Raw genomic sequence first — 24,286 nt, 5'->3', positions numbered from 1 at the left:
AATATGTAGCCTTTAGAAAGGTGGTCAAGCAGATGGATCTGTTACTCCGCGACATTGACCCCGTCATCGTGAAGCAGATTGACGAATGGGCAAAGAAACATAACCGCTCCCGGCAACAATATTTGAAAGAACTTCTCGCTTCTTGGTGCGCGAACGGTATCCAATCGACGCAGGTCGATCGACTCGAACGGCAACTCGAGGCGAACACGCTCCATCTAAAGCGGAGCGCGGACGAGCTCGCCGAAGTGACCCGATTGTTGAACGAGGTGATGCAGGATGCGTGAGACACCAGGTGTCGTCATCAAGTCGAAGTTCAAGGTGTCGGGCACGAAAAGGAAGTCGCGTCGTTACACGACGTACCTCGACTACATCAATCGACCGGACGCAAAAGATAGCCGCGAACAGTTCGAGACGTACCATGATTACATGGACGACGAGACGAAATCGAGCGGCCTGTTCACGCGCGAGGACGACCGATTGAACGACGAAAAGCGTCGCGCCGTCCGCGACATCTTCAAGCATGCGCAAGAGAACGGGAGCATCCTCTGGCAGGACGTCATCTCGTTCGACAACGCCTGGCTACGCGAGATCGGCGTGCTCCACGACGACCTCGTCGACGAAAAGCGATTGATTCAGGCGACACGGAACGCGGTCGATTCGATGCTTCAAAAAGAGAAGATGGTCCATGCCTACTGGACCAGTGCCGTGCATTACAACACCGACAACATTCACGTGCATGTCGCCATCGTCGAGACAAGCCACATGCGTGAGCGTGGCAAACGCAAACCGAAATCGATCGAGCTGATGAAGTCAAAGGTCATCCATTCCCTCGCCGACAGGACAAAAGAACAGGAGAAACTGAACGCCTTCATCCGAGACGAGTTGGTCGCCCATAAACGGAACCGGAAGATCCAAACGCTCCCGAACCGTGTCCTGCATCCCGACCTCGTCCGTCAGTTCAAGGACATCTATGAACGGTTGCCGGAAGACAAACGTCAATGGCGCTACAACATGAACGGGATGCAACCGCTCCGTGAATCGCTCGACCGTCTGACCGACCGCTATATCGACATTCACTTCAAAGCAGAGTTTCAAACCTTCAACGAGCGGCTTGAGCAGGAGGTGTCGTTCCATCGTCGCAGCTACGGTGACACGGAGAAGGCCGAGCGGTACCGGACGACGAAGCGACAGGACCTCTACACCCGGATGGGGAATGCCATCCTCTCCGAAATGCGCGACTTGTCAAAAGAACAGGTGAAGTTTGAGAAAAATGGAGCCCCTATACATCCGGTCCGCCGTGCGTTCAACCAACAAAAAATCTTCAACGAATCACTCTACCGGATTGAGCGGCACATGAACGACGAGTTCGAACATTTGAAGAATCAACGCGCGTTCGAACAACTGGAACGAGACATCGAATATGGAAAGTGAGGGAAGACGATGGAAGAGTTGAAGCAGATCCGTCTTCGATTGAAGCCGGAGACGGTCACGTACTTGGAAGAGTTCGCCGACGACAAGCGTTTCGGCCACCTCGGCCAGGTCATCGATCATATCGCAGACGAGCATAGACAACTGGCTGACGAGAAGTGGGACATGCAGTTCCTCACCCGCTCGATCAGCACGCAGGTCTCCCGTCATATCGAGGAGTTGATCAACGAGCAGATATCGACGGAACTCGAGCGGATTCGATTCGCCGCGAACCGTTCCGATCGCCACGGGCAGATCCTGACAGAGCTCCTGCAGGCGCTCATGCAAACCGAAGGCATCGAGGACATCATGACGACGGACCAGTTCAAGCCGACGTTCCTCGCGACAGCGGAACGCATCGTCCAAGAACGCATCGAGCATCAAAAACAGAAGAAGGACACACTAAATTTTGAGAGAGGATGAATTCTATGCGACCACTTGACCGTCCCTTCACGATGGGACAACTGTTGACGCTTCAACCGAAAACCGTCACGGTCCTCATCTATGGAAAACAGTACGACATCCCGATATCAATATCTGAGCATCAGCTTTTAACCGCCATTGCAAAAGACGAGATCGTCTTGCTTCCCGTCAATTTCGAACGGACACGGCTGTTACTCGATATCTCGGAAACGTCGCCACAACTTGAACATGAACTGAACGAATTTGCGGATAGTAATGAATTTGTCACCGACTTGTTGAAGGAAGGAGTCTGACACGATGGCCAAGATGAAGACGAACGAAGAACGGAAGGCAGAGCTCGAGGCCTTGACGAAACAAATGGGAAAACAGATCGACAGCTACTTCGAGAGTCCGGAGAAGATTCGGGAACATCTGCAGTTCCTCGGAAAGTTCCATCAATACTCGATGCGAAACGCGATCTTGATCGAGTCCCAGTTCCCCGGCGCGGTCGCAGTCGGCTCTTATCCGTTCTGGGAAAAGCAAGGCGCACAGGTCCAAAAAGGTGAGCGTGGCATCAAGGTGTTCGTCCCGAACCCTGTGACGTACGCCCTGCATAGAGATGAGTGGGTACCGCTCAGCAAGGCACCGAAGCCAATCAAAGACGGCGTGAAACAAGGTCGCATCCCGTCACGCAAGATGATGTATTTCAAGATCGGTCACGTGTTCGAATACACGCAGACCGATGCGCGCGAAAAAGGGATCGAGGTCTCGGACATCTTCAAACGGTATCACCGGGACGGCGGGCTTGAAAATCAACAAGACATCCGTGACGCCTTGACGACGCTCGCGGATGACCGCAATGTGACACTTTTAGATGAGCCGCTCGACGAGATCGGGACGGCGAAGGGTTGTTACTATCCGGAGCTGCATGCGATCGCCTTGAACCCTCGGAACAAATCGATTGAGGACATTATCGTCCTGATTCACGAGCTTGCTCACTCTGAGTTACACAACCAAGAGCGGAACTTTGAGCGGAATAAACCGCTCACGGCACCCGAGAAGGAGTTCCAGGCCGAGATGGTCGCCTATGTCGTCTCGCATCAGCTCGGGTTTCCGACGGACGACTTCTCGCTCTCGTATCTGGCAGATTGGACGAAAGACAAAGAACTACTCGACAAAGAACTACTGTTGCAGGAGGTCCACCAGACATCCGCAACCTTCCTTGATCATATCGAATTACACTTAGAAAAGGTGCGCACGTTGGAACAAGAAAAGGAACAGACCCCACTTGAATATATCGAGCAACTAGATCGTCGTATGGGATGGAAAGACACCGACCTCACACTCTACGAACGGGTGCACGCCGTACAGCGTGTGTTTCCTGAAGAAGTGGGATCCTATCTAAACGCAAAAGCGGCCCTCGAGACGAACCTGAATGTGAATCGTGTCGATGAGCCGCTCATGTATATTCATGGTAAAGGATTCGGGTTTCAACAGTTCGGTATCGCAAATAATCATGATTTTAGTAAGGACGCACTTGTCGCCTATACAATTGCTTTACCGAATCAGCCACTGATTAGCGGTCACTTCGATTCAGATAAAATCGTACACCCATTACATGACCTTGAAAAAAACAATCGATTAAAAAAGCCAATTCTAAAGTCTCTTGAAGAACGTTGGCATAACATACTCCTAGATGAGGAAAAGAGTTTATTTTTCAAAAAGAAAGGATTCTTTGCTGAACGCCAGTTGTGATCTCGTGAATACGATTCATTCATGAACCCCATGAAAAAGGGAGACTGATTCTCAAATTCTCCCTTTCGTTAATTTAAATCTTCGAACGAATATCTAGAGTGATATCACTTTTCCCGCCTTTGACGCTCTCCATTAATGTGACCATGAAAAGATTAAAAGCAAAGCAATTTGACGGATTTTGCCAAAATTCATCAAGTAAAAAATAAGATACTAGCTATTTATATTTTAAAATAAAAGTAATTAAAGACCAAAACATAACAAATGATTAATTTACAATAAAAAATTTGGTATATTTTAATTATATGATTTATAAAAATTACTGTTTATCGAACGGGAGAGTTTTAAATTGATAAAATATGCAGAAATTAAAGGCTTACCAAGTTATGAAAATAGAATAATTAAACTCCATTTCAATTCAGATATCAATATAATCACAGGAATAAACGGTCAAGGTAAAACAACATTGTTAAGATTAATATGGTATGTATACAGCGGTAATTTATTAAAAGCTATTGATGAAATTGAATTTGACTATATAAAGCTAGAAACGGAATCTCACAAATTTGACTTGATTAAATCTACACCTGAGAAAATGGCTCAACTTGATAAAGATGATGGCCACACTGGATATGACATTAAAATTATTGATACTAGTGATAATTCTATAGTAATTGATACTATTTCACCGGAAACAGAGCTTAAGAGTATTCACTATTGTTCTCAAGTGGTCTCACAATTAAACGAAAAATCTCTCTATTTCCCTACATTTAGAAGAATAGAAGGTTTCCCTTCTAAATTACCTCCTCGTCAACATCCTTTTGAAAGGGAAAATGAAGAAACTTTACTTTCAGATACTATGAAAAAAATTTCTTCACGATTGTCTATAAGAGGCCACAAGTATATCACTTCAGTATCTACAAAAGATATCAATGAATTAATTACAAATAAATATGCTGAAATTTCAGAAGAAATAAATAAAACATACAAAAGCTTAACAGATGATATTGAGTCTGTTATCAACAGTAAAAATGAAAATAGTACAATACAAGACTTTAGTGAACAACTTGACTCTATAAAACAGATTCTTAACAACAATAAAGATATTAGAACTGATGCATTTAAGCCAATTGATGCGATTAGTAAAATTGTAAATGAAGTTTTTAAAAGGAAGGGTGTAAAAATAAGTAGCACGATTAATTTAGGAGAACAAAAACAAATTATAGATTCAAATTTTTTATCTGCCGGTGAAAAACAGATGTTAAGTTTCATAGCATACAATGCTCTCTATACACACGTTCCTATGATTATTGATGAGCCGGAAATTAGTTTACACGTTGATTGGCAACGAAAACTTCTGAAAATTTTGCGTAGACAAAACACAAATAATCAACTTATAATTGCTACCCATTCCCCTTTTATCTATTCTAAATACAGTGACAAAGAAATTATCAAAAATTTCGAAGAAGAATCAATTAGTGACGATTTTAAAAATATAGATTTAGAAGTTCCTATTGATATTAAGGATTTTTTAAAGAGTATTACTAACGAGGATAATCGTGGCTTATGAGTGAGATGACAATTGATGAAATGGTATCATATTTGAATCATTCTCAAATACCAACTTTATTAGTTGAGGGTAGAGATGATTTTCAAATATATAGATGGTTAGAAGATAAACTTGATTTTTTAGAAGTTGATATTTTGCCTTGTGGAGGCAGAAATAACTTATTAAACCTGTTTGAATCACGACACTTAATTGAGAAACAAGATATTTTATTCTTTGCAGATTCGGATTTATGGCTATTTTCAGAAATACCCGCGAAATACAAAGGAATTATATTTACTAAAGGATATAGTATCGAAAATGATATATATACTTCTTGCAAAAATTCTATTGAATCATTAATCGACTCGAGTAAGATTTCTGATTACCATAAAGCAATTAGAGAATTATCTAAATGGTATACTACTCAAGTAGAGGAATACTTAAAGGAAAGGGACTATCAAATAAAAGATAGTCCTAGGAGTATATTAGACAATAAAACCTTTGAATTACAATCTCGACATATGCCTATCCATCCAGAGATATTAAACTCTTCTCTTTATGAAGAAATATCTACAGAGTACTATCACAAACTTCGAGGTAAAAATCTTTTTGATTTATTTGAGTGGTTTGTAGAAGAAAAGAGTATAAAGAGAGAAGCTCTATTTGAAATTGTATTTAAATTTATGTCGGAAGATAAAATTGAAATCGTAAAAGAATTCCGTGGTAAACTGGAAACTCTTGAGCATTAAATTAGTAATTCTACTTTACACCCAAGCTACTATTACAAAATAGTAGCTTTCTTATGCTGATAATTGCTACATAAAACTCTACAAATATATAGTAATTTTTAAGGAAGTTTAAATATGGATTTGCCGAAAATCATTTCCGCAATCGTGTTTGCGACCATCACCTCTCCCATCTAACTCGAAAAATGATAAAAGTACGTTACTTAATAAAAGACGAAGCAATTTTAAATTGATGTAAAACATCCAATAATCCCTGAACAAAGACACCATTCGGTCGAATGGTGTTCCTCGCGTGGCGTTAGACGCGCCCACGCTTTTGCTTTTGACGTTGTTCTTACGCTCCGTGCCTCCCGTTAGAAAGGGCCAGGAACATAGAGATGCGGCGGTGAGCCAGCAGCTCTTGTTATCGGGCCGTCAGGGGGGCAGCGGTGCGATGAGCGACTTCGCCACAAGGCGTTAGACGCTCACGCATGAGCCCAAATCACCATTCCTTCTCCCATGCCCCGTCCTCAGAGACTCCCCAATCCTCGAAGCGATACTTGATGAGCCAATGGACATGCATCACTTCATATTCGAATACATCCTTCGATAGCTCTGAGACGACGAAGCTGACGTCCCCATCCGCCACCACCCATGTCCCGTATAAATACACAATTTTGATGGGACGCTCTTCTGGATCCAGATAGATGAGTACGTGGAAGTAAGGCGAGTTCCGTTCTTCATCGAACCGGACGACCTTCTCGACGCAATGTTCACTTGCGACGACACGCATCCACTCGGGACGCTCCATCAGTTCCATGAACACGGTCCGGACGAACGGATCCAATCCTTCGAACGCATAGTCATCAAGCGTCCCCTCGTCCATCACGTCTCCCCCCTTCCGGTTCTCTATAGAACGATTCCCCGTAAAAAGACAGTTCAGTCCTCATCCATACACTAGAAGAAACGATTCCTACTCAAAAAATGTATACGCGTATACAAATCTACATGTATACACCCAGAAAATTCTTACGGTCGCCCATATGATCGAAGCGTTTTGGTGGTGAAGAAAACTGTGCTTCTTGTCAACAACTCCCCTTCTTTCACATCGTATAGGATATCCATACTCACAAGTTTAAATTCCCCGTTCTTAACGTTTAACCGATCCGGTAGGCGGCGTAGCAATACCTCCGTCATTTCGTCCATCGTCTGTTGGTCTAGTTGGAATTTATCCATCTAAATCATCCTCTCCATTTGATAGCCTCATGTTATCTCGCATCCAAGCAAACAACATCTCACCTAATTTCACGTAAGCCCTAGGGCTTGTTTCGGAAACATGGTCATTTTCAATAAACAAACTCTGTTTTTTTACTTCTATCATTTCATCAAACAATATTCTGACGAGACAGCCCAAAACAACGTCCAATATTCATACACGAACCATATCGTTTTCGTTATGCGAAAACGGACCTTTCCCCGGATCCCGCTCTATGGATCCAGGCGAGAGCAACGTGAGTCGCCGATCCCGTAAAAGAAAAACATATGTTTTTCCTCCTTGCCCTTACCGGACGGATTAGGACCGGTCCCCCGGTCCCGCTCCTTTCCGTTCAACCCATGTAACCTCGCTGTTTCATGCTGACATATGACTCGTCCGCTCCGAGGATGAGATGGTCGAGCACCGGGATGCCGATGAGGTCGCCCGCCTCATGTAATCGTTCGGAGACGAGGATGTCCTCCCGGCTCGGGCTCGGGTCCCCGCTCGGATGTTGATGACAGGCGATGATGCACGAGGCATTATTGAGAATCGCACATTTGAAGATTTCTCGCGGGTGGACGACACTCGAATTGACGCTCCCGACATGCGCCCGGTGGACGCCGATGACCCGATTCTTCGTGTTGAGCATGATGACGAGGAACACTTCACGGTCATCATCCCCGATAAAGGATGCCCCGATTTGTCGGGCGTTGCCTGGTGATTGGATGACGGCGTGCTCGAGGGCGACCATTTCCTCGCGAACCTCTTGTTTGATACGGATGACCTCGATGATTGACGATAGTTCCATGATGGTTTGTCCCCTTTCGCATAAGCTGTCCTCAGAACGAACACCGTTGTGCGTCCTGTTGACGGGAACGCAGCGAGCGTCGGGAGACGGTGCAAGGGCGACCGTAGGGAGAGCCTCAAAAAATGCGTAGAGCAAACGCAGGGCCAGGCTTCCGTAGCCAACGAGCGAAAAGCCTTGCTTTGAGCCAAAAGCGAAGGAAGACGGGCCGGAGGGCGCGGCATTTTTTTGACGTCCCTTGCACCGACGACCAGCGAGCTAGAGTACGGAAACAGGACGCACGGATGACTGTTTACAAAAAAAGACTGTTCAAACTTGATAAACCGGGTATAAAATAAGAACAAATGTTCGTTTTTATGGGAGGAAAATCATGATGACGATGTATCGCGACCGGGGCGAACTGAAATGGATTCCATTTCTCATGCCCGAACATAGGGCCCTACTAACGAAATACTATAAGGAGATTCAAAAGATCGAGATGCCCGATGTCGATGAACAGCTCCTATCCGTCTATGAGAACGTATTGAACGACGCAATTTTCAGCGGGGATCTAGTGGAGGTGAAATACGTAGAGGAGAGGGAGATGAAACGGTTCAAGGGCTTTGTGCATCGGACGAACTATATGGAGCGGACCGTCGAACTGGCCAATCAGCGGGACGGGATCATCCATGTACCGTTCGAGGCAATCATTCATGTGGAACAATCGATGGACTAACGCCCTGGCGGTTGTTCGAAGTCTGCGTCACGAAACGAAGTGTCGCTCCTCGACTTTCCAATAGTAAAAATTAACGGTTTATTCAACTCATATCATATAAGAAAGCACAGCCTCGCTTTTGCACTTTTTGAATACATTTCAACAGTCACTTTTAAGAAATAACGACCTTTTGCAACGTTCATTAAATGTTATAGTTAAGACAAACTAATTTCAGTTTCATGCCTATTATATTTTAAGGAGATAATCTAATGCCGAGAATTTCTTTTACAGGAAAAACTTTTGTTCAAAATCATCACCTAAATGTTAAATTTCATGAGTTGATTCCTAACTCCGCCAACAGTTTAACAGATAAAGTGAGCCTTAATGATAATTTAGTTATACAGGGAGATAACCTTAAAGGTTTAAAAGCTTTATTACCTACATACGCTGGGAAGGTTAAGTGTGTCGTTATCGATCCTCCTTATAATACAGGTAGCGAAAAATGGGTCTACAACGATAATGTAAATTCTCCTAGGATGCAAGAATGGCTAGGTCAAGTAGTTGATAAAGATGATTTGTCTAAACACGACAAATGGCTATGTATGATGATGCCACGATTAAAACTATTAAAAGAGCTGATGGCCAAAGATGGACTTATCGCAATGTGTATTGATGATCATGAAGTACAGCACGCAATTATGCTTATGAATGAAATATTTGGCAGCGAAAATCATATTGCAACTGCACCTTGGCTATCAGAACCGAGCGGTGGGAAAGAGAAAACAGGTCTGAGAACTGGTCATGAGTATGTCTTAATTTATCATAATGGAGACGGATCTAATATCTCTAGACAAGAAGTGTCTGTGGGAGAACTAGACTCAGAAGATGAATTCGGAAAATATCGAAAAGGTCGCGAACTTCGGAAATGGGGGGGAACTTCTCTTCGATCTGACCGACCAGGTCAGTGGTTTGGAATTACAGCGCCTAATGGAACAGTTGTCTATCCTATTAAAAATGACGGAGAAGAAGGTCATTGGCGATGGGGGAAGGATAATGAAGAAATGAAAAAGATTTTAGCTAACCCTAATCACGCAGAATGGGAATTACGTCCGTATGACTCAGGTGTTACATATAATGGCGAAAGTGAACGCTGGGTTCCATATGAAAAAATCAGAGACAAAGAAAAAACATTGGGATGGAAAACTTGGTTAGATGATATGGGGACTAATGCTAGTGGTACGAAAAGCATTAAAGAAATTTTCGGAAGTAAAATCTTCGATACTCCAAAACCAGTAAAACTTTACAAATGGTTAATAGGACTGCATGAAGACCAGGATGCTATAGTTCTTGATTCGTTTGCAGGAAGTGGAACAACAGCTCAAGCTGTTCTTGAATTAAATAAAGAAGATGGGGGAACACGTCAATTCATAGTTGTAGAAATGGAAGACTATGCTAACGAAGTTACCGCCGAACGTGTAAGAAGAGTGATAAAAGGTGTACCAAAGTCCAAAAATCCTATGCTCCAAGAAGGGCTAGGAGGTTCATTTTCATATTTTACTCTTGGAGAACCTATAGAAATGGAGTCTATACTTTTTGGTAAGGATCTTCCTAGTTATGAGAATCTTGCTCGTTATGTGTTTTATACTGCTACAGGTGAAGAATTTGATATAAGACAAGTTGATGAAGAACGTAATTATATTGGTTCTAGTCGAGAATACGACGTATTCTTTTTTTATAAACCTGAATTGGATTATTTGAAGTCGACTTCTTTAAATTTAGAGGTTGCAAAAAGTTTAGGAGATTATACGAGTAAGAAAAAACTTGTGTTCGCACCGATGAAATATCTAGATGACTCTTACCTTCATAAATACAATATTGAGTTTTCTCAATTACCTTTTGAAATCTACCGGCTGAAGGACTGAAACTATGGAACTTAAAGATTACCAAAAAGCTGTTCTTAAACAAGTTAAATCTTATGCGGACGCTCTATCAAGAGAAAAACAGAAGTTTAATCGTATTCAAAAGAGCCTAGCTGAAATAGGCGAGACATATGACGTTGACTTCACTCAAAAAGCTTGGAATGAAGTTACAGAAAATGCTTTCACTCCGAAAAGAAATGGAGTTAACTCTTACCTTCCCAACTTTTGTTTAAAAGTTCCTACGGGAGGGGGGAAAACGCTTCTAGCTACTCATACTATCGACTTACTAAATCAGCATTATCTAAACAAAAAAAACGGATTTGTTTTATGGGTTGTGCCAAGCGAGCAAATATTTAGTCAAACTTTAGATTCACTTCGTAATCGAGAGCATCCCTATCGCCAAACTCTAGATATATCAAGCGGTGGTCGTACTCTAATACTTACGAAGAATGATCATTTTTCACCTGAAGATATTCAAGAAAATTTAGTAGTAATGTTAATTATGCTTCAAAGCTCAAATCGTCAAAATAAAGAAACATTAAAAATGTTTCAAGATGGTGGTTACGACAACTTTTTCCCGCCTGAAGGTGAACAATCTAAACATGAAGAACTTCTTAAAAAAGTGCCTAATCTAGATGTAATTCAATCTGAAGATAACATTTTTGGATTGCAATTAAGAACTTCCTTAGGAAATACTCTAAGATTACTAGAACCTATTATTATTGTAGATGAAGGACACAAAGCATATAGTAAAAATGCAAGAAGTACTTTGGAAGGATTTAACCCAACTGTAATGGTTGAATTATCAGCAACCCCACCAACGACAAGTAACGTGTTATTTTCTGTGTCAGGTACAGATTTAAATAAAGAAGAAATGATTAAACTAGACATGCACGTTATTAATAAGGCAAGTACAAACTGGAAAAATACCATGTTAGCAAGCTTAGAAATGAGAAATCATTTAGAAGAATTAGCAATACAACATCAAGCTCAAACTGGTATTTATATTCGTCCAATTGTACTTATACAAGTAGAGAGAACAGGAAATGATCAACGTGGAGAAAATTTAATTCACACTGATGACGTACTGGAATACCTTACTCAAGAATGTGGAGTGCCTATAAGCCATATTGCAAAAAAAACAAGTACCCATAACGACATCGAGGGTATTGATTTATTATCTCCAGATTGTGAAATTCGGTACATTATCACGAAACAAGCATTACAAGAAGGTTGGGATTGTCCCTTTGCTTATGTCTTAACTGTTCTAGCAAATACCAATGCTTTAACTGCAATGACACAATTAGTTGGTCGAATCTTACGACAACCCTACGCAAAGAAAACAAACATACCTGATTTAGATGAGTCTTATGTTTTTTGTTATCGTCAATCAGCCGGAACTATAGTAGATGCTATACGAAGTGGACTGACGAGAGACGGTATGGGCGATTTAGCAGGAAAGATAGTCGAAAGTCACGATAGAGAGCCTACACGTAAAATTAATGTGGATATCAGAGATAAATACAAGGAGTTTTCTGGGAAAATTTATCTGCCTAGATTTGTAATCCAAGAAAGAAATTCTTGGCGAGAAATAGCGTACGACATGGATATAGTTCCAAGAATAGATTGGTCAAAAATAGATTTTTCACCAATTGCAGAATTAACTCTCTCATCTCTAGAAAAAAAAGATGAATGGTTAAATTTAAACTTGGATAATAACAACACTCTTTTACAAACAAGTTTAAAAGAAGAGAATACTGGTTTAGTGCTAGATACAGTATTTATGACTCGTCATTTACTCACGCTAATACCTAATCCCTGGATTGCATTTGAAATTGTAGAAACCGCAATTAAAATTTTAAAAGAAAAATATTCAACCACTATAATTTCTACTAATTTAGTGTTTTTGATTGATAAATTAGTAGAGCACGTAGAAAAAGAAAAAGACAAATTAGCTGAAGAGGTATTCCGTAATCTAGTTAAAGAAAAAGTCATTCACTTTTTTATTGAAGAAACGAGTGCTTACAAAATACCTTCTCGTATACAAGTCAAAGAAACAAGTCGAAGGCTTACGCGCGAAAATGGATCACCAATTCAACTTTCATTATTTGACTATGATTCTGAGGATGAATTTAATGGTTTGGAAAAAACAGTAGCTGTTTATCTAGACAAACAAGAAAAGTTATTATGGTGGTATCGTAATATTGCAAGGGTAGGCTACTATGTTCAAGGTTGGAAAAAAAATAAAATATATCCTGACTTTGTTTATGCTGAAAAGAATGAAAATGAATTTAAAAAGATTCATATTTTAGAGACCAAAGGTTTGCATCTTCAGAATGAAGATACGCAATACAAAAAAGACATTTTTACTTTATGTAATGAATTAGGTCGTGAAATTACTTGGTCTGAATTAGGTCTAGAATTAGAGAATGAAAAAGAAATAGAATTTCAGGTGCTTTATAGTAATGAATGGGAAAATGAAATAAACAAACAAATGAAATAATAAAATCCTTTTTTAAGTTCAAGGTACGTATATATCCTTGAACTTAAAAGAGTTTTTTTATGTTTTGTATAATAAATAGTGATTAGCCATAATGACTTAATAATTTTTTCTACTAAACGAACGTTAAAAAGACATGTTTGTTTATCGATTCACATAAAAATGAAAAGGGCTATCTAAAGCCCTTTTCATTTTTCTACAGTGTCCATTAACTCATCTTTTTTTCAACGTCCGTTTTCTGTTATGATTAATGAGTAAACAAACGAACGGAGGTCCTTCATGACGAAAATTGGATATGCACGAGTATCAACCTTTGATCAGAACTTGGACTCGCAGCTAGATGAACTTAAGAAATCTGGTTGTACTAAAATCTTTCAAGAGAAGGCTTCCAGTGTCAAAAAGAGACCGGAATTTGAGAAGTGCTTAGATTATTTACGAGAAGGTGATACCCTGGTCGTCTGGAAGCTAGATCGGTTGGGGAGAACCACAAAGAAGCTTCTTGAATTGATTGATGATTTGAAAGATCGCGGCATCAATCTTCAAATCATTACGTTAGGTGTCGATACTTCTACAGCTGCCGGCCGACTATTCTTCACCATGATGGCTGGATTGGCAGAGATGGAGCGTGAATTGATTCGCGAACGTACAAACGCTGGACTTCAGGCTGCACGAGCCAGAGGAAGAATGGGTGGAAGAAAACCAATTGATGAACAAATCATGGCCAGAGCTATGATGATGTATGAAGCCAAGATGACAGTAGATGATATTACAAGGACTTTAAATATCTCAAGATCCACCTTTTATAAATATAAAAAAGAGTCGGATCATCTTGAATGATGATCCGACTCGACCTAAAATCATTAACGTTGGTGTTCAGAAACAATTGAGCCAGAGCGCATGTGGCTTTGAATCCATACGCCGCGTCGGAAATGACCGCGAACTAAATGCGGTCTTCTAGTGTGAGTTCTCACTGTCATAATTCGTACCTCTACATTAAGTCTAGAGAACTCCTCGCATACAAGAAAATCAAAAATCGACTTTCCAATCTATTCAATTCCGTTTAATGCACATTGACTCTAAGTGCAAAGAATGATTGATTCACCTTAAAGAATCTGTTAATGTAGAAGATGTCAAAAATATAAGCGAAGATTCTGTTGTGTGACCTTGTTGTGAGAAGCACTCTGAATCGATAGAAGGAAAGGGCCGCTGCAACGGCTCTTTTTCTATATTAACATTATAGCATGCGCTTTCAGAACAGTCAACACAAACGCACAAACGATTCAGTCTTTTGGGATCTTAAGTGCTTTTATGTGATCTATTAGTCTCGGGATTTGTCCGATTGCATCTAAATCTTCATGCGTTAAGGTCAAGATATTATCATATGCCAAATCATTCAATTTACTGATAGTACCCTCTAAAACACTATTGATAGCATGCCTTTTTGCATCACTTACATACATGTATTGACCACGACTTTGATTTACAATCCTACCTCTGTTCTCTTCTATTAAATCACGCATAGCACCACTATAACTACCAGGAGAGAACTCAATCCCTGATTTAATCATTATTTCTTCTTTAATAAATTTTAGAGGTACAGGCTGATCTTTGTTTTCTTTTAAAATCTTCATCGCCCAGTCCTTTATAAAAGGCGCAGCCGCTTCACCACTAAGGTTTCCATCCATATAATTTTTGATAAACTCTCTATCCATTACGAAATCCCCCTTATTCCTGAAAAGTATAACATGAAAAGAAGAATTTTTTGTTCATTTATTCTTATGTTCTAACGTTCTTAGTTTCTTTAGGAGTTTCTTCTCTCAACTTACTCATCATATATTCAGAAATCATCCCCATAGACTCTATTGCAACTTTTGCCTCATGATCATTGATTAAAGGAAGGAATGGTCTACCATGTCCAGTTCCCTGTTTGTTCCTTAAAGTATTTATAGAGCAACCTAACTCATATAAAGCTAATTCCATTTTTTCTACATGTGAAGGATTAGTCTTAGAAGCAAAAGTTGAGATACCCAGACAAGTGAAAGCTAATCCTAATAAAGTTGGGAAATTCTTTTGCTCATACACACCCATTTTCTTATGCACCACATAATACGATACAGCTTCCAACAAATCTTTTCCCGTCCCAACCAGCAGAGCAGCATCCATCGAACCTCTTTTGGCCCTAACGATATATTTGCTCAATGCCTCTTCGTACTCGCTTTCACTTATATTTTCTAAAACAATCGGGAGGATGGATCCATCCTCATCCATAAATACACCTTCAGTTTTTAAGACGTTACGAAAGTTCTCAAATGCTTCAAATCCCACATAATTTTCTGAATCTTTTCTAAAGCCGCCATGAGCATGAAGCATAGCCATTAATTTAAAAAATAAATTTTGGGCAGATTCAAGAGTATCTTCAGAAGAAGACAGACTATAAAGAAGATACTCAATACGTTTTACCTTCCCCATACCTGAATCAGAGGTCCGAGGATCTACATCAGATACCCCAAGATCTAGTAACACGCGTGAAATATCATTGTGACTAGGTTTACGGTAAACAGAAGATGTCTGTTCAAACAGCCTAGCGAACGAAACAATTACCGGGGAAGACAGCGGAATAAAGAGCATAAATACACACCCAATCTATGTAGTATCTGAACTATTTCTCATACCGTAAGAATAATAAAGGGACCCGCCCACCACCGTATCTATAAATGTATTGGAGTTGAGCCCATTAAATTCGATTGCAACAGGGAAAAGAATTACATTGTCTTTCTTAACCAACATTATCGTTGTCTTGGCACATCTTCCTCTTCCTTCTACTTCCTTTGTTATTAGTCCTTCTTCTACCATAACGGTAACAAGGCGTTTGAATGTTGCGTATGACAAGCACTTGGAAGGGTCTACTGATGATGTGATTAAAGAAACAAGCGTCCGTTGCGCACCACAAATACACCCTCCGTTTTTGCGTAAAACTGCAAGGATGTCTTCTTTCCATTCATCTAGATGACTATATGTACGTTCTTCACGCGGTTTTGCGCCTTCCCAGACTTGATACTTGAACTCGATCCCAGACAATGTCTCAATCCAATACGATGAAGGGCCGAGTGGAGAACCAGGCTTGAAGGCACTTTTCACTTTACGTTTAATCTCAATTTGGCGAAGTGAGGGGTTATTCTTTTCATTCCAACAATAAAGTGACGATAAGGTTTGATCTTCTTCATATCCCGCAGCCTTGTATGCGAGGGCAAGTGTATAGCAAGTATTATCACGTTGTCCTTCTTCCACGCCTTCTAATAACTTTAGAATTGCTGGGTGGGACAATAAATCTGTCGATCCTAAAGTCACATTACTTTTCTTGGACTGATTCTCTTGCTGCTCGGTCAGCCAGTCGCAAAGGTCGTCAAAAGAAACACGTTCTCCCGAACGAAAAACTGTGTTCTCTTCTGTCGGTAATCGAAACCAACGTTCAGCGCCTATAGCTTGAAGATCCGCGTTCATCTCCTCAGCAATCATTCGTTGGACGCGTTTATAATGATCCACCACTTTTGGGAATGCGCGTCTTGGTTCCTTCAAGTACCAATACACATGAAAACCACCTGATGGCGTCTTGACGACGAGAGACGGCGTCGGCAGGCCAGCACTCGTCACCCGGTCCATGACGTCTGGGAAAATCATCCCTGCATTCTGCGGCGTCTTGACATCGATATCGATTACCATGGCGTTTAACCAACGCAAAGAACCCGCATGACGTTGGTCATTGCGGTAAAAAGTGTTCGGCGTGAAATATGTATACTTTTCCTTTGCCCCGAAGAGTGAGCGGTATGTACGGATGGCACGTGGTTTTGTGAACTCCTGGCAGACAAAGATCCATCCTAGCTCTTTACTGTATCCGGTTCTTTCGATTTGAGAGGCCCGTTTCGGAGCTTCCGTTAATTGGTCTCGATAAAGATTTCTCAATACTTCCATGCTATATTCTCCTCTCTTCTTTTCTATGGCTCATCGTAAATTGTTGCGTATCCATTTATCTGAAATACGATGAACATTGTCGAGAAGAAAGAACAATGCTAAAATGATTGCATAAGAAAGACGCCTTTGTTCGTCACGTTTTTCTTTTGAGCAACGCATGAAAAAGGATCAGTTCATCGTATTATGTTTTTAGAAATCTTGGTTTCTACAAACCGATTCATGATGGCTGGTTTAGGGTAAGGCGTTGTGAAATAAACAATCTGACTTCCAGGTCAGATGATTTGGATCTGATAACGGCCAGGTTATCAGATTTTTTTATGCCGTTTTTCCCTACTGGAAAGAACTTCATAATCCTATGTTTTCATAAAAAAAACCGCTTAACAACAGCTTTTTTTCGAGTTTACGCTCATAAAAATCAATGTATACATGTAGATTTGTAGATTTGTATACATGTAGATTTGTATACATGTAGATTTGAATACATGTAGATTTGTATACATGTAGATTTGTATATATGTATACAAATTCAGAATTAATAATTCGCTGAAAACGCTGGTTTAAAGCCCTATTTCAGGTAATTCCATTTTTGATGTATACATGTAGATTTGTAGATTTGTATACATGTAGATTTGAATACATGTATATTTGTATACATGTATATTTGTATACATGTAGATTTGTATACATGTATACAAATCTACCATTTTTAAAAATTTTACTTATATGAGATCAATGCGGCTGAACATCCAGCAAACTAATATACCTTAATGACATTTAGATGAATTGTAGTCACACAAAAAACGAGCGTGCTCCAGTAGAGCACGCTCGTTCATTAATATATAAAGGTTCAGTTCGTCGTGGACTGCCTTTTTATTTCTTTTGCTTCATCATCAAAACATCTCGTATCATCTCGTATTCTTTCCTTTCATTTGAAGAGAGTAATTCAAGATACTCGTCGATCATCGTTGAAATGATCGCATCTGCTGAATCTGCTTTGCCCATCGTCACTAACGCTGACAATTTGTTTTTTGTGAGGTTAGATACGCGAACAGTGCTTGAACCCATATTGACGGAGTTCTTAGCTGATCGTTTGTTTGAAGTTTCTTTCTGAGCAGTAGCTTTCGATTCCACTGTTTTGTCTTCAGACACTTCAGCTTTATATGTTTGTTGCGGCGACGCTGCACCCTTACGGTCCAGCAATCGCTTTTTCACTGGTTTTTGAATCAAATCTGACATGTTATTCACCCCTGTTCCACGTAATTCATTTCTGCTTCAAGGCGCTGTAAGAACTCCTCTGCGACTTTCGCGTATGTCTCCATGACACGTTTGTCGTGCATATCTTCCTCGACGATTCCAGTAATGTCATAGCGCTTCAAACGCTCCATGTTCTTGATCACGCCTTCAAAAAGATTATGCGATCCGAATACATTCTTGGCATTTTCAAGCGTTGCCATGTCGACTGCTGCACCATTTTTAAGAAGAACCGGTAGGATTCCAAGAATGTCAAAATCAGCATGATAATCATCCAGCAATGTCTGCAGGTACTGTGTGAATACCTCGGCGCCCTGCAAGCTTCGTTCCTGTGTCTGAAGTACGACGACAACGAAATCAGAGGCATAAAGAGCGGAGTCAGTATAGATGGAAATAGTGGGAGGAACGTCCACAAAAATGAAATCGAACTCACTCTTTAACGGTTCGAGAAGAGTAGAAAGATACGTCACACGGTCCACTTCTTTCTCAAACTTCTTCTCAAGAAACTTCGGGTACTGCGCGAAATCACTGAAAGAGGGTAGTAGGAACAGATTGTTCGTGACTTCTGTTACGATGCTACTTAAATCGCCTTCTTGCATTGCTGCCATCAACGTTTTCTCGAAGGTTATGTAATCATCTTCTCGTGCAGCCTTCGTCTTCAAGAACAAGGTAGTCGCATTCGCCTGCGGATCTTGGTCACAGAGCAACACACGATAGCCTTTTTTGGCCAATGCGTAAGCGAGCATAGTACTATTCGTTGTCTTTCCCGTGCCGCCTTTGAAGTTTCCGAACGTCACAACAATCGCTTCTTGCTTTGAGAGATCAAGCTGATTGGTCATTTTAGTGCCTCCTTTTTTATTTATAACTTCAATGTATCAAAATTATCCACACTTGTATACATGTATACAAGTGTGTTTTCATCTTTTCCTACCTGTATACTTTTTCTTGAATTATACTATTTAAAGATAAATAATTTACTTTAAGGTAGGTTTTGTAATTGGATATGCATAAATACAAAAAGGTGATTTTTCAACAATTGATTTATTGGCTAATTGTCATAATTGTGATTAGCGGCTATGAACATCGAGAAATCAGAAAATTATTTCAGTTGGAATTTTCCTCAAACTCGTTGATAGATTTAGGAATGTTGGTTTTCTTTGTATTAACTTTTTTATCTATAAATCAGTCTGTTATTTATGAAAATATAGACGACTTTGTAAACAATAAAACTGATCTGATTGTAATAAAGAGAATGAAGTCTTTTAAACTAAACAATAATCATTGGTTTTTCAAAAAAAATCTTGGCTACAAAGACTTTAAAATTCAAAATCAATCTTCATCTTTTCGACTTTCGTTATTTTATGCATTTAATTTATATTTCGGTTTCTATATTGTGTCTTTGAATGCTGAATCGTCTAATGATTTTATAAATATCCCATACTATTTTTTAAGTTTATTTTGGTTAAGAAATCTAATATTAATAACAGTTCTTTACATTAAAACTAATACATTGTTTTTCACAGCAATTAGATTTCGAGAAAAAGTTTCTTCATTTATCATTACAATCTTAATTATCTACATTCAATTTTTCGATGTACTAAAAAATTTCTTTACTGGATCCGGTTCTTCAATAATGATTGAGCTTTCATTATATTCATTTCAATTAGTTCTCATTATTTTCGTTATGATAAATCCGATTATACTTTTCTTTACTTATATCATTTACAACATTAAAAACATCGCCACTCGAGAGTATACAATAGCTTATATTCGAAAAGAACAAGAAGAAAATAAAGTAATTATGAATTATCTATTTAATCCTAAAGAATTGTATATGTATCGATCTGAAAGTGACATAAACTATTATCTTCTTAAAAATTCTGGGTCACTGACCGAAAGTAAAAATCTCCTCACATTTTTAGAATACATTTCGAAAAAACAAGATATTTCTGAGTTTAATAAGTTAATATCAAACTGTGTTCTCCCAGTAGAGCAGATGAAAGATGCTCGAGCAAATTACATATCTAATAGAAATAAAGATAATTTGTATATAGCTGTTTGGACACTCATAGTTTTTCTGATTGCTTATTTAATAACAAAATCACTTGTAATTGTTTGGGAAGTCTTGCCTTTATCAATTTTTCAAAATTTCTTGGACCTTATGTTCGTATTAATTTTTATACGACTTTTAATGCGATCTGTGGAAATATGTTATTCCTTTTATACAGACCTTCATGATAAAGAAATTGATAAAAAATCAAACTTAACTAAACGAAACAGAGCAAATTTAGCTTTAAACAGCTTAATTGAAATAATATTTTTCTCCTATTTGACCACTCTATGCTTAATCGGAACCAAAATAGAGATTGAAAATACTTCGTTTATTCCATTTATAGTTGGAGAAATATTGAATCTTGTAAACCTTTTTATGTATTCACTTTCAGTTTCGTTATTTAATGTTTCATTCGAAAATTTACAAGACGTTATAAGTTCACATATAGCACTTATTCGCCCTATACACTTAACTCAAGTAATAAGTAGTGTTGTATTGTTAACTATTTGCTTGACATCCTACATTAACTCTCAATCTTCTTACACAACGGTGTTGCTAAAAAAAAGAGATGGCAATTACATTTGTTTAGAACAAACGAATTCAGGAATCAAGAGAAATATCTTTAAAAAAGAATTTGAAACCATAGACTTACTCGTTCAAGAAGTGAATTTTTTATACGAAACAAACTGTATTGACGGAAAAACACATGAAATGTATAGAAAGGCTATAAATCGCTATAAAATAAGAGATATTAAATAACTTTAATTTACATCATAATATATTTTTATGTTATTTATTTAATTTTCATCACATCATAGGGATTATTATTGAAAATTGGTATTATATAACCATTTTTTAATGATAATCCCTTTGTTAGTATACAAATGTACCTAGCTAGTACAAATATCACAGTCTTAACGTTAAGAATAAAAAAGGACGTATTTCTAAGATGACACTCAATTTCGATAAAACGGTCAAACTCATTTTCCTCATGACTATGGCCCTTACACTTGTTTTCTCCGGGTTCTCTTCTTCAGTTTCTGCACAGGATAACACTTTAGTCACTCCAGGTATTGAAGAGGCAATTTCTAACTTTGAAGACACAACTAGTTCTGTATCCTCAGATTTAGAAAGTAATTTAGTAAAAGCAACTAAAAAACAATTGAATAAAGAATTACGCGGTCTAAAAACTAAAGATTTAGATTCAGAAAATGTCAAAGCATTGTCTTTGGATAATGGAAACTTTTTTGTCCAGTATGTTGTAAGCGAAAGCTCAAATTTCGAAGCAATTAGCAGTGTTTCATTCGTTTTAGACTCAGATTTAAAAATCATCTCAGTATATGAAATTAACCTCAAACATATTGATGAAGAAAATGCATCGCTTCAGGTATGGTCTGAAGGTAACAAAACTATTGATCAAACTTTAGTGAAGCCAGATGTACAGCCACAATGGTCATGGTCAAAATTCAAAAAATGTATGACTAATGACTTAGGAATTAGCTGGGCTACTGCATCTACTATCGGTGTTATTTGTGGAGGAGCTTGTGTAATCACTGCAGGCGCTGGATGTATCGCATGTCTTTCAGGAGCAGCAGCGATCTCAGGATTCAACTGGGGATACTGCATCGCAAAAGCACAATCATAATAAAAAAAAGCTTTCTATAAAAAATAGAAAGCTTTTTTAATATCTTTTTGATAAAAGAACTAAAGTGGAAGTTGCCACTAAAACAATTAAAAAGAGAACTATATTTAAAACATCGGAAGCTTTAAAAGGTAATTCAAAAAAAGTCATCCATATGAAAAGAATTAAAATAAGAACAGTTAGTGTCACACTTAAAATAGAAAGCATTTTTCGTTTAATATTTTTAATTCTTTCATCATTTTCTTTCATCTCTGGATATAGGTGCCACATAGTCAAAGAAATTAAAGCAAGAGAGAGTTGTGACAAAAATGCCATACCTAAATCAGATGTCTTACTAAATACACTGAATGACAATAACAAGATTGTAGATAAGGAGAAGAATACCCCTAATCCTAAATATACTTTTCTATAAATCATCGTTGTCCTCCTCGATAATGAAAATATCTTCTACATGTAAATTGAATTTTTTGGCAATTTTTAAAGCAAGGGGCAGTGAGGGGTTATACCGACCTTTTTCAATAGAAATGATTGTTTGACGCGATACTTTAAGATCAGACGCTAATTGTTCTTGAGAACAATCAAAACTTCCTCTAACTTCTGCTAACCTGTTTAACAATAATTTCACCTCTTTTCGTTTCAACTTCATTGCTCTAATAAGAATTATACAGTAAAGTTTCCTTTACGTAAAGCTAACTTTACGTAAAGGAAACTTTACTAAAGGAGAATGTCAATTTATGAAAAAAAAAATCTTTAACTATATATTGCTTGTAGTAGCACTCTCAACACTTATTTTTATGGGTACAGAGTATTATAATAATTTTAAAAACAAGGGCTTATATGGGGAAACGCTTAAAACCATAAATGCACAAGATATTTTTCCCCATGCACAATCAATTGATTTAAAAATTGCAGTGATTGATACCGGTATAAATACAACTAATAAATTTTTAAAAGATGCAAAAATTAATCAAGAATATTTAGAGAGTAACCAAGGTCTTTCCCAACAAATGCATGGAACCATGGTAGGCGGTATTTTAGTAAGTACAGGAAATGGACACACGACACCTGGGGGCCTTATACCAAATACCTCTATATTGTCTATTCAGGCTGGAACTGACATGGGTATGACGTCTGAACAATTAGCTAAAGCCATTAATACGGCTGTTTCAAAAAATGTAGACATCATCAATATAAGCTTAGCTACACCTAAAAATACCATTGAACTAGAAAATGCAATCAAATCTGCTATAGATAAAAATATAATTGTTGTAGCAGCCGCTGAAAATAATGATCCATCACTTGACTATTATCCTATTTCCTATGAAGGTGTTATCGGCGTCGGAGCAGTCGATAACAATAGACGTGTAGTTGATACACCTAATATCGATAACATCGATATTTTTGCATCTGGTTCTGATTTACTGACTACTGAGTCCTCAGACAATGGTCTAACTTATTTCACTGGAAGTTCTGCAACAGCACCTCTGGTCACAGCTTTTATTTCTGTACTCAAATCAAAAAAAACAGATCTAGATTCTAAAGAAATTCTAGAGTTAATGAAGCGCAATGGCAGTCAAATAGAAATAAATAATAAATCAGGTATAATTTTAAATGCAGAAAAAACATTAAGAGCAGTGGATTAACTATTGAAATAGGCATATGAAAAGAGTCAAAGATAGCCTCACATCCGAGTATCTTTGACTCTTTTGGTTTATGGATAAACTCAAGTAAATCTTTGATCATTAAAGAAATCATTTAGATTGATATTTAGACCAGCACAAAACTTCTGAATTGTACTTATCTTCGGATGTTTTGTCCTACCGCTCATTAGTTCTGAAATCGTCGCCTGATTCAATCCACCCTTTTGAATGACTTGGTGGATAGTCATGTTCCGTTCCGCTGCGAGCTCCTTCATCCGCTCGATGATTGCCTCGTTCAACTCCACTTGCTCACCCCACGATCTAAGTACTCCCTTATCTCCTTATTCTTTATCAAACCTTCTATTCCTCTACCCTACCACAATCTCTTGAAATCAAAATATTTATCATTATTTTCTATACTTAAATCGTTATTTTTTTACAGTTGTGCTACAAAACAAAAAATATTGAGTTACTGTTGGTCTTCATCCCTTTCATAAGGCGGATTCGACAAGAAACGTCAATTGTAAAATTTCTGACATATCAGAAAACTGATGTTTTTTAGACTAAACTCTGTTATATTGGAACCAACAAAAGGAAACATCTGTTTGGTCGCCGCTCTGGTTTACAGAAAGGGGAAGGCTTATGTATCGATTCGGGGAGTGG

At 38.6% G+C, this 24,286-nt stretch carries 25 protein-coding genes; 14 read left to right on the top strand and 11 right to left on the bottom strand.

The window, feature by feature from the left end; all coding sequences use genetic code 11:
* The first annotated feature begins 32 nt into the window (after positions 1 to 32).
* The 7 genes from KNO99_RS14875 to KNO99_RS14845 all read left to right on the top strand — a co-directional run bounded on the left by KNO99_RS14875 (position 33) and on the right by KNO99_RS14845 (position 5,919).
* Positions 33 to 284, top strand: coding sequence for a hypothetical protein (locus tag KNO99_RS14875; RefSeq protein WP_214701396.1), 252 nt, complete (start codon positions 33 to 35; stop codon positions 282 to 284).
* The gene (mobP2, locus tag KNO99_RS14870; protein ID WP_214749999.1) at positions 277 to 1,431 is read left to right on the top strand and encodes a MobP2 family relaxase; all 1,155 of its coding nucleotides are present in this window, start codon (positions 277 to 279) and stop codon (positions 1,429 to 1,431) included. Before KNO99_RS14875 ends, mobP2 begins: the two co-directional genes overlap by 8 nt.
* Before the next feature lie 18 nt (positions 1,432 to 1,449).
* The gene (locus KNO99_RS14865) at positions 1,450 to 1,890 is read left to right on the top strand and encodes a hypothetical protein (RefSeq protein WP_214749997.1); all 441 of its coding nucleotides are present in this window, start codon (positions 1,450 to 1,452) and stop codon (positions 1,888 to 1,890) included.
* A gap of 5 nt (positions 1,891 to 1,895) precedes the next feature.
* Positions 1,896 to 2,183, top strand: coding sequence for a hypothetical protein (locus KNO99_RS14860; RefSeq protein WP_214749995.1), 288 nt, complete (start codon positions 1,896 to 1,898; stop codon positions 2,181 to 2,183).
* A 4-nt stretch (positions 2,184 to 2,187) separates the two neighbouring features.
* Entirely contained in the window at positions 2,188 to 3,624 is a 1,437-nt protein-coding gene (locus KNO99_RS14855) for an ArdC-like ssDNA-binding domain-containing protein (RefSeq protein ID WP_214749993.1), read from the top strand.
* 346 nt (positions 3,625 to 3,970) lie between these two features.
* Positions 3,971 to 5,191: an AAA family ATPase gene (locus KNO99_RS14850; protein ID WP_214749991.1), complete on the top strand. Its 1,221-nt coding sequence runs from the start codon at positions 3,971 to 3,973 to the stop codon at positions 5,189 to 5,191.
* A complete protein-coding gene (locus KNO99_RS14845) occupies positions 5,188 to 5,919 on the top strand; it encodes a DUF4435 domain-containing protein (RefSeq protein WP_214749989.1) in 732 nt (243 codons plus the stop codon). The genes KNO99_RS14850 and KNO99_RS14845 overlap by 4 nt, the downstream gene beginning before the upstream one ends.
* 478 nt (positions 5,920 to 6,397) lie before the next feature.
* Here KNO99_RS14845 and KNO99_RS14840 read toward each other — a convergent pair whose 3' ends face one another.
* The 3 genes from KNO99_RS14840 to KNO99_RS14830 all read right to left on the bottom strand — a co-directional run bounded on the left by KNO99_RS14840 (position 6,398) and on the right by KNO99_RS14830 (position 7,958).
* Positions 6,398 to 6,781 (bottom strand): hypothetical protein, encoded by a 384-nt coding sequence (locus KNO99_RS14840; RefSeq protein WP_214749987.1) that lies wholly within the window; start codon positions 6,779 to 6,781, stop codon positions 6,398 to 6,400.
* 143 nt (positions 6,782 to 6,924) lie between these two features.
* Complete coding sequence (locus tag KNO99_RS14835) at positions 6,925 to 7,131, bottom strand: hypothetical protein (protein ID WP_214749985.1); 207 nt, start codon at positions 7,129 to 7,131, stop codon at positions 6,925 to 6,927.
* Between the two features lie 371 nt (positions 7,132 to 7,502).
* Positions 7,503 to 7,958: a JAB domain-containing protein gene (locus KNO99_RS14830; protein ID WP_214749983.1), complete on the bottom strand. Its 456-nt coding sequence runs from the start codon at positions 7,956 to 7,958 to the stop codon at positions 7,503 to 7,505.
* A gap of 367 nt (positions 7,959 to 8,325) precedes the next feature.
* On the opposite strand from KNO99_RS14830, the gene KNO99_RS14825 reads away from it, so the two are divergent.
* The 4 genes from KNO99_RS14825 (at position 8,326) to KNO99_RS14810 (ending at position 13,905) form a co-directional block, all read left to right on the top strand.
* A complete protein-coding gene (locus KNO99_RS14825; protein ID WP_251131084.1) occupies positions 8,326 to 8,670 on the top strand; it encodes a YolD-like family protein in 345 nt (114 codons plus the stop codon).
* Positions 8,671 to 8,918: 248 nt separating this feature from the next.
* Positions 8,919 to 10,571 carry a site-specific DNA-methyltransferase gene (locus KNO99_RS14820; RefSeq protein ID WP_214749981.1) on the top strand — a complete coding sequence of 551 codons (1,653 nt, stop codon included), beginning with the start codon at positions 8,919 to 8,921 and terminating at the stop codon, positions 10,569 to 10,571.
* 4 nt (positions 10,572 to 10,575) lie between these two features.
* Positions 10,576 to 13,071 (top strand): DEAD/DEAH box helicase, encoded by a 2,496-nt coding sequence (locus tag KNO99_RS14815; protein ID WP_214749979.1) that lies wholly within the window; start codon positions 10,576 to 10,578, stop codon positions 13,069 to 13,071.
* A 276-nt stretch (positions 13,072 to 13,347) separates the two neighbouring features.
* Positions 13,348 to 13,905 carry a recombinase family protein gene (locus KNO99_RS14810; RefSeq protein ID WP_214749977.1) on the top strand — a complete coding sequence of 186 codons (558 nt, stop codon included), beginning with the start codon at positions 13,348 to 13,350 and terminating at the stop codon, positions 13,903 to 13,905.
* Between the two features lie 443 nt (positions 13,906 to 14,348).
* Here the strand turns inward: KNO99_RS14810 and KNO99_RS14805 are convergent, their stop codons facing one another.
* From KNO99_RS14805 to KNO99_RS14785, 5 genes are all read right to left on the bottom strand, one after another.
* On the bottom strand, positions 14,349 to 14,780 hold the full coding sequence (locus KNO99_RS14805; protein ID WP_214749975.1) for a hypothetical protein: 432 nt from the start codon (positions 14,778 to 14,780) through the stop codon (positions 14,349 to 14,351).
* 64 nt (positions 14,781 to 14,844) lie between these two features.
* Positions 14,845 to 15,696 (bottom strand): abortive infection family protein, encoded by an 852-nt coding sequence (locus tag KNO99_RS14800; RefSeq protein ID WP_214749973.1) that lies wholly within the window; start codon positions 15,694 to 15,696, stop codon positions 14,845 to 14,847.
* Between the two features lie 15 nt (positions 15,697 to 15,711).
* The gene (locus KNO99_RS14795) at positions 15,712 to 17,037 is read right to left on the bottom strand and encodes a primase C-terminal domain-containing protein (protein ID WP_214749971.1); all 1,326 of its coding nucleotides are present in this window, start codon (positions 17,035 to 17,037) and stop codon (positions 15,712 to 15,714) included.
* A gap of 870 nt (positions 17,038 to 17,907) precedes the next feature.
* On the bottom strand, positions 17,908 to 18,273 hold the full coding sequence (locus tag KNO99_RS14790) for a DUF5388 domain-containing protein (protein WP_214749969.1): 366 nt from the start codon (positions 18,271 to 18,273) through the stop codon (positions 17,908 to 17,910).
* 5 nt (positions 18,274 to 18,278) lie between these two features.
* Complete coding sequence (locus KNO99_RS14785; protein WP_214749967.1) at positions 18,279 to 19,127, bottom strand: ParA family protein; 849 nt, start codon at positions 19,125 to 19,127, stop codon at positions 18,279 to 18,281.
* Between the two features lie 158 nt (positions 19,128 to 19,285).
* Between KNO99_RS14785 and KNO99_RS14780 the strand changes: the two genes are divergently transcribed.
* Both KNO99_RS14780 and KNO99_RS14775 read left to right on the top strand, forming a co-directional pair.
* Positions 19,286 to 21,100 carry a hypothetical protein gene (locus KNO99_RS14780; RefSeq protein WP_214749965.1) on the top strand — a complete coding sequence of 605 codons (1,815 nt, stop codon included), beginning with the start codon at positions 19,286 to 19,288 and terminating at the stop codon, positions 21,098 to 21,100.
* Between the two features lie 190 nt (positions 21,101 to 21,290).
* A complete protein-coding gene (locus tag KNO99_RS14775; protein WP_214749963.1) occupies positions 21,291 to 21,986 on the top strand; it encodes a hypothetical protein in 696 nt (231 codons plus the stop codon).
* Positions 21,987 to 22,022: 36 nt separating this feature from the next.
* Here the strand turns inward: KNO99_RS14775 and KNO99_RS14770 are convergent, their stop codons facing one another.
* Both KNO99_RS14770 and KNO99_RS14765 read right to left on the bottom strand, forming a co-directional pair.
* A complete protein-coding gene (locus tag KNO99_RS14770; RefSeq protein WP_214749961.1) occupies positions 22,023 to 22,400 on the bottom strand; it encodes a hypothetical protein in 378 nt (125 codons plus the stop codon).
* On the bottom strand, positions 22,390 to 22,599 hold the full coding sequence (locus KNO99_RS14765) for a helix-turn-helix transcriptional regulator (protein ID WP_251131085.1): 210 nt from the start codon (positions 22,597 to 22,599) through the stop codon (positions 22,390 to 22,392). The genes KNO99_RS14770 and KNO99_RS14765 overlap by 11 nt, the downstream gene beginning before the upstream one ends.
* Before the next feature lie 118 nt (positions 22,600 to 22,717).
* On the opposite strand from KNO99_RS14765, the gene KNO99_RS14760 reads away from it, so the two are divergent.
* Entirely contained in the window at positions 22,718 to 23,626 is a 909-nt protein-coding gene (locus KNO99_RS14760) for a S8 family peptidase (RefSeq protein WP_214749957.1), read from the top strand.
* A gap of 80 nt (positions 23,627 to 23,706) precedes the next feature.
* Here the strand turns inward: KNO99_RS14760 and KNO99_RS15525 are convergent, their stop codons facing one another.
* Positions 23,707 to 23,898 (bottom strand): helix-turn-helix domain-containing protein, encoded by a 192-nt coding sequence (locus KNO99_RS15525; protein WP_371743101.1) that lies wholly within the window; start codon positions 23,896 to 23,898, stop codon positions 23,707 to 23,709.
* Positions 23,899 to 24,286: the final 388 nt, after the last annotated feature.

The sequence above is a fragment of the Exiguobacterium sp. s189 genome, assembly GCF_018617615.1.
In the GTDB taxonomy this organism is placed as follows: domain Bacteria; phylum Bacillota; class Bacilli; order Exiguobacteriales; family Exiguobacteriaceae; genus Exiguobacterium; species Exiguobacterium aestuarii_A.
Note: the sequence above shows the minus strand (reverse complement) of the source record. Positions and strands in the feature narration are given on the sequence as shown.

Excerpts from the sequence above, each read along its gene's own strand:
- KNO99_RS14825 (WP_251131084.1), top strand. The coding sequence starts at position 8,326 with ATGATGACGATGTATCGCGACCGGGGCGAACTGAAATGGATTCCATTT.
- KNO99_RS14810 (WP_214749977.1), top strand. The coding sequence starts at position 13,348 with ATGACGAAAATTGGATATGCACGAGTATCAACCTTTGATCAGAACTTG.
- KNO99_RS14855 (WP_214749993.1), top strand. The coding sequence starts at position 2,188 with ATGGCCAAGATGAAGACGAACGAAGAACGGAAGGCAGAGCTCGAGGCC.
- KNO99_RS14760 (WP_214749957.1), top strand. The coding sequence starts at position 22,718 with ATGAAAAAAAAAATCTTTAACTATATATTGCTTGTAGTAGCACTCTCA.
- KNO99_RS14875 (WP_214701396.1), top strand. The coding sequence starts at position 33 with ATGGATCTGTTACTCCGCGACATTGACCCCGTCATCGTGAAGCAGATT.
- KNO99_RS14820 (WP_214749981.1), top strand. The coding sequence starts at position 8,919 with ATGCCGAGAATTTCTTTTACAGGAAAAACTTTTGTTCAAAATCATCAC.
- KNO99_RS14775 (WP_214749963.1), top strand. The coding sequence starts at position 21,291 with ATGACACTCAATTTCGATAAAACGGTCAAACTCATTTTCCTCATGACT.
- KNO99_RS14790 (WP_214749969.1), bottom strand. The coding sequence starts at position 18,273 with ATGTCAGATTTGATTCAAAAACCAGTGAAAAAGCGATTGCTGGACCGT.
- KNO99_RS14785 (WP_214749967.1), bottom strand. The coding sequence starts at position 19,127 with ATGACCAATCAGCTTGATCTCTCAAAGCAAGAAGCGATTGTTGTGACG.
- KNO99_RS14830 (WP_214749983.1), bottom strand. The coding sequence starts at position 7,958 with ATGGAACTATCGTCAATCATCGAGGTCATCCGTATCAAACAAGAGGTT.
- KNO99_RS14835 (WP_214749985.1), bottom strand. The coding sequence starts at position 7,131 with ATGGATAAATTCCAACTAGACCAACAGACGATGGACGAAATGACGGAG.
- KNO99_RS14800 (WP_214749973.1), bottom strand. The coding sequence starts at position 15,696 with ATGCTCTTTATTCCGCTGTCTTCCCCGGTAATTGTTTCGTTCGCTAGG.
- mobP2 (WP_214749999.1), top strand. The coding sequence starts at position 277 with ATGCGTGAGACACCAGGTGTCGTCATCAAGTCGAAGTTCAAGGTGTCG.
- KNO99_RS14845 (WP_214749989.1), top strand. The coding sequence starts at position 5,188 with ATGAGTGAGATGACAATTGATGAAATGGTATCATATTTGAATCATTCT.
- KNO99_RS14840 (WP_214749987.1), bottom strand. The coding sequence starts at position 6,781 with ATGGACGAGGGGACGCTTGATGACTATGCGTTCGAAGGATTGGATCCG.
- KNO99_RS14795 (WP_214749971.1), bottom strand. The coding sequence starts at position 17,037 with ATGGAAGTATTGAGAAATCTTTATCGAGACCAATTAACGGAAGCTCCG.
- KNO99_RS14805 (WP_214749975.1), bottom strand. The coding sequence starts at position 14,780 with ATGGATAGAGAGTTTATCAAAAATTATATGGATGGAAACCTTAGTGGT.
- KNO99_RS14815 (WP_214749979.1), top strand. The coding sequence starts at position 10,576 with ATGGAACTTAAAGATTACCAAAAAGCTGTTCTTAAACAAGTTAAATCT.
- KNO99_RS14860 (WP_214749995.1), top strand. The coding sequence starts at position 1,896 with ATGCGACCACTTGACCGTCCCTTCACGATGGGACAACTGTTGACGCTT.
- KNO99_RS14770 (WP_214749961.1), bottom strand. The coding sequence starts at position 22,400 with ATGATTTATAGAAAAGTATATTTAGGATTAGGGGTATTCTTCTCCTTA.
- KNO99_RS15525 (WP_371743101.1), bottom strand. The coding sequence starts at position 23,898 with ATGAAGGAGCTCGCAGCGGAACGGAACATGACTATCCACCAAGTCATT.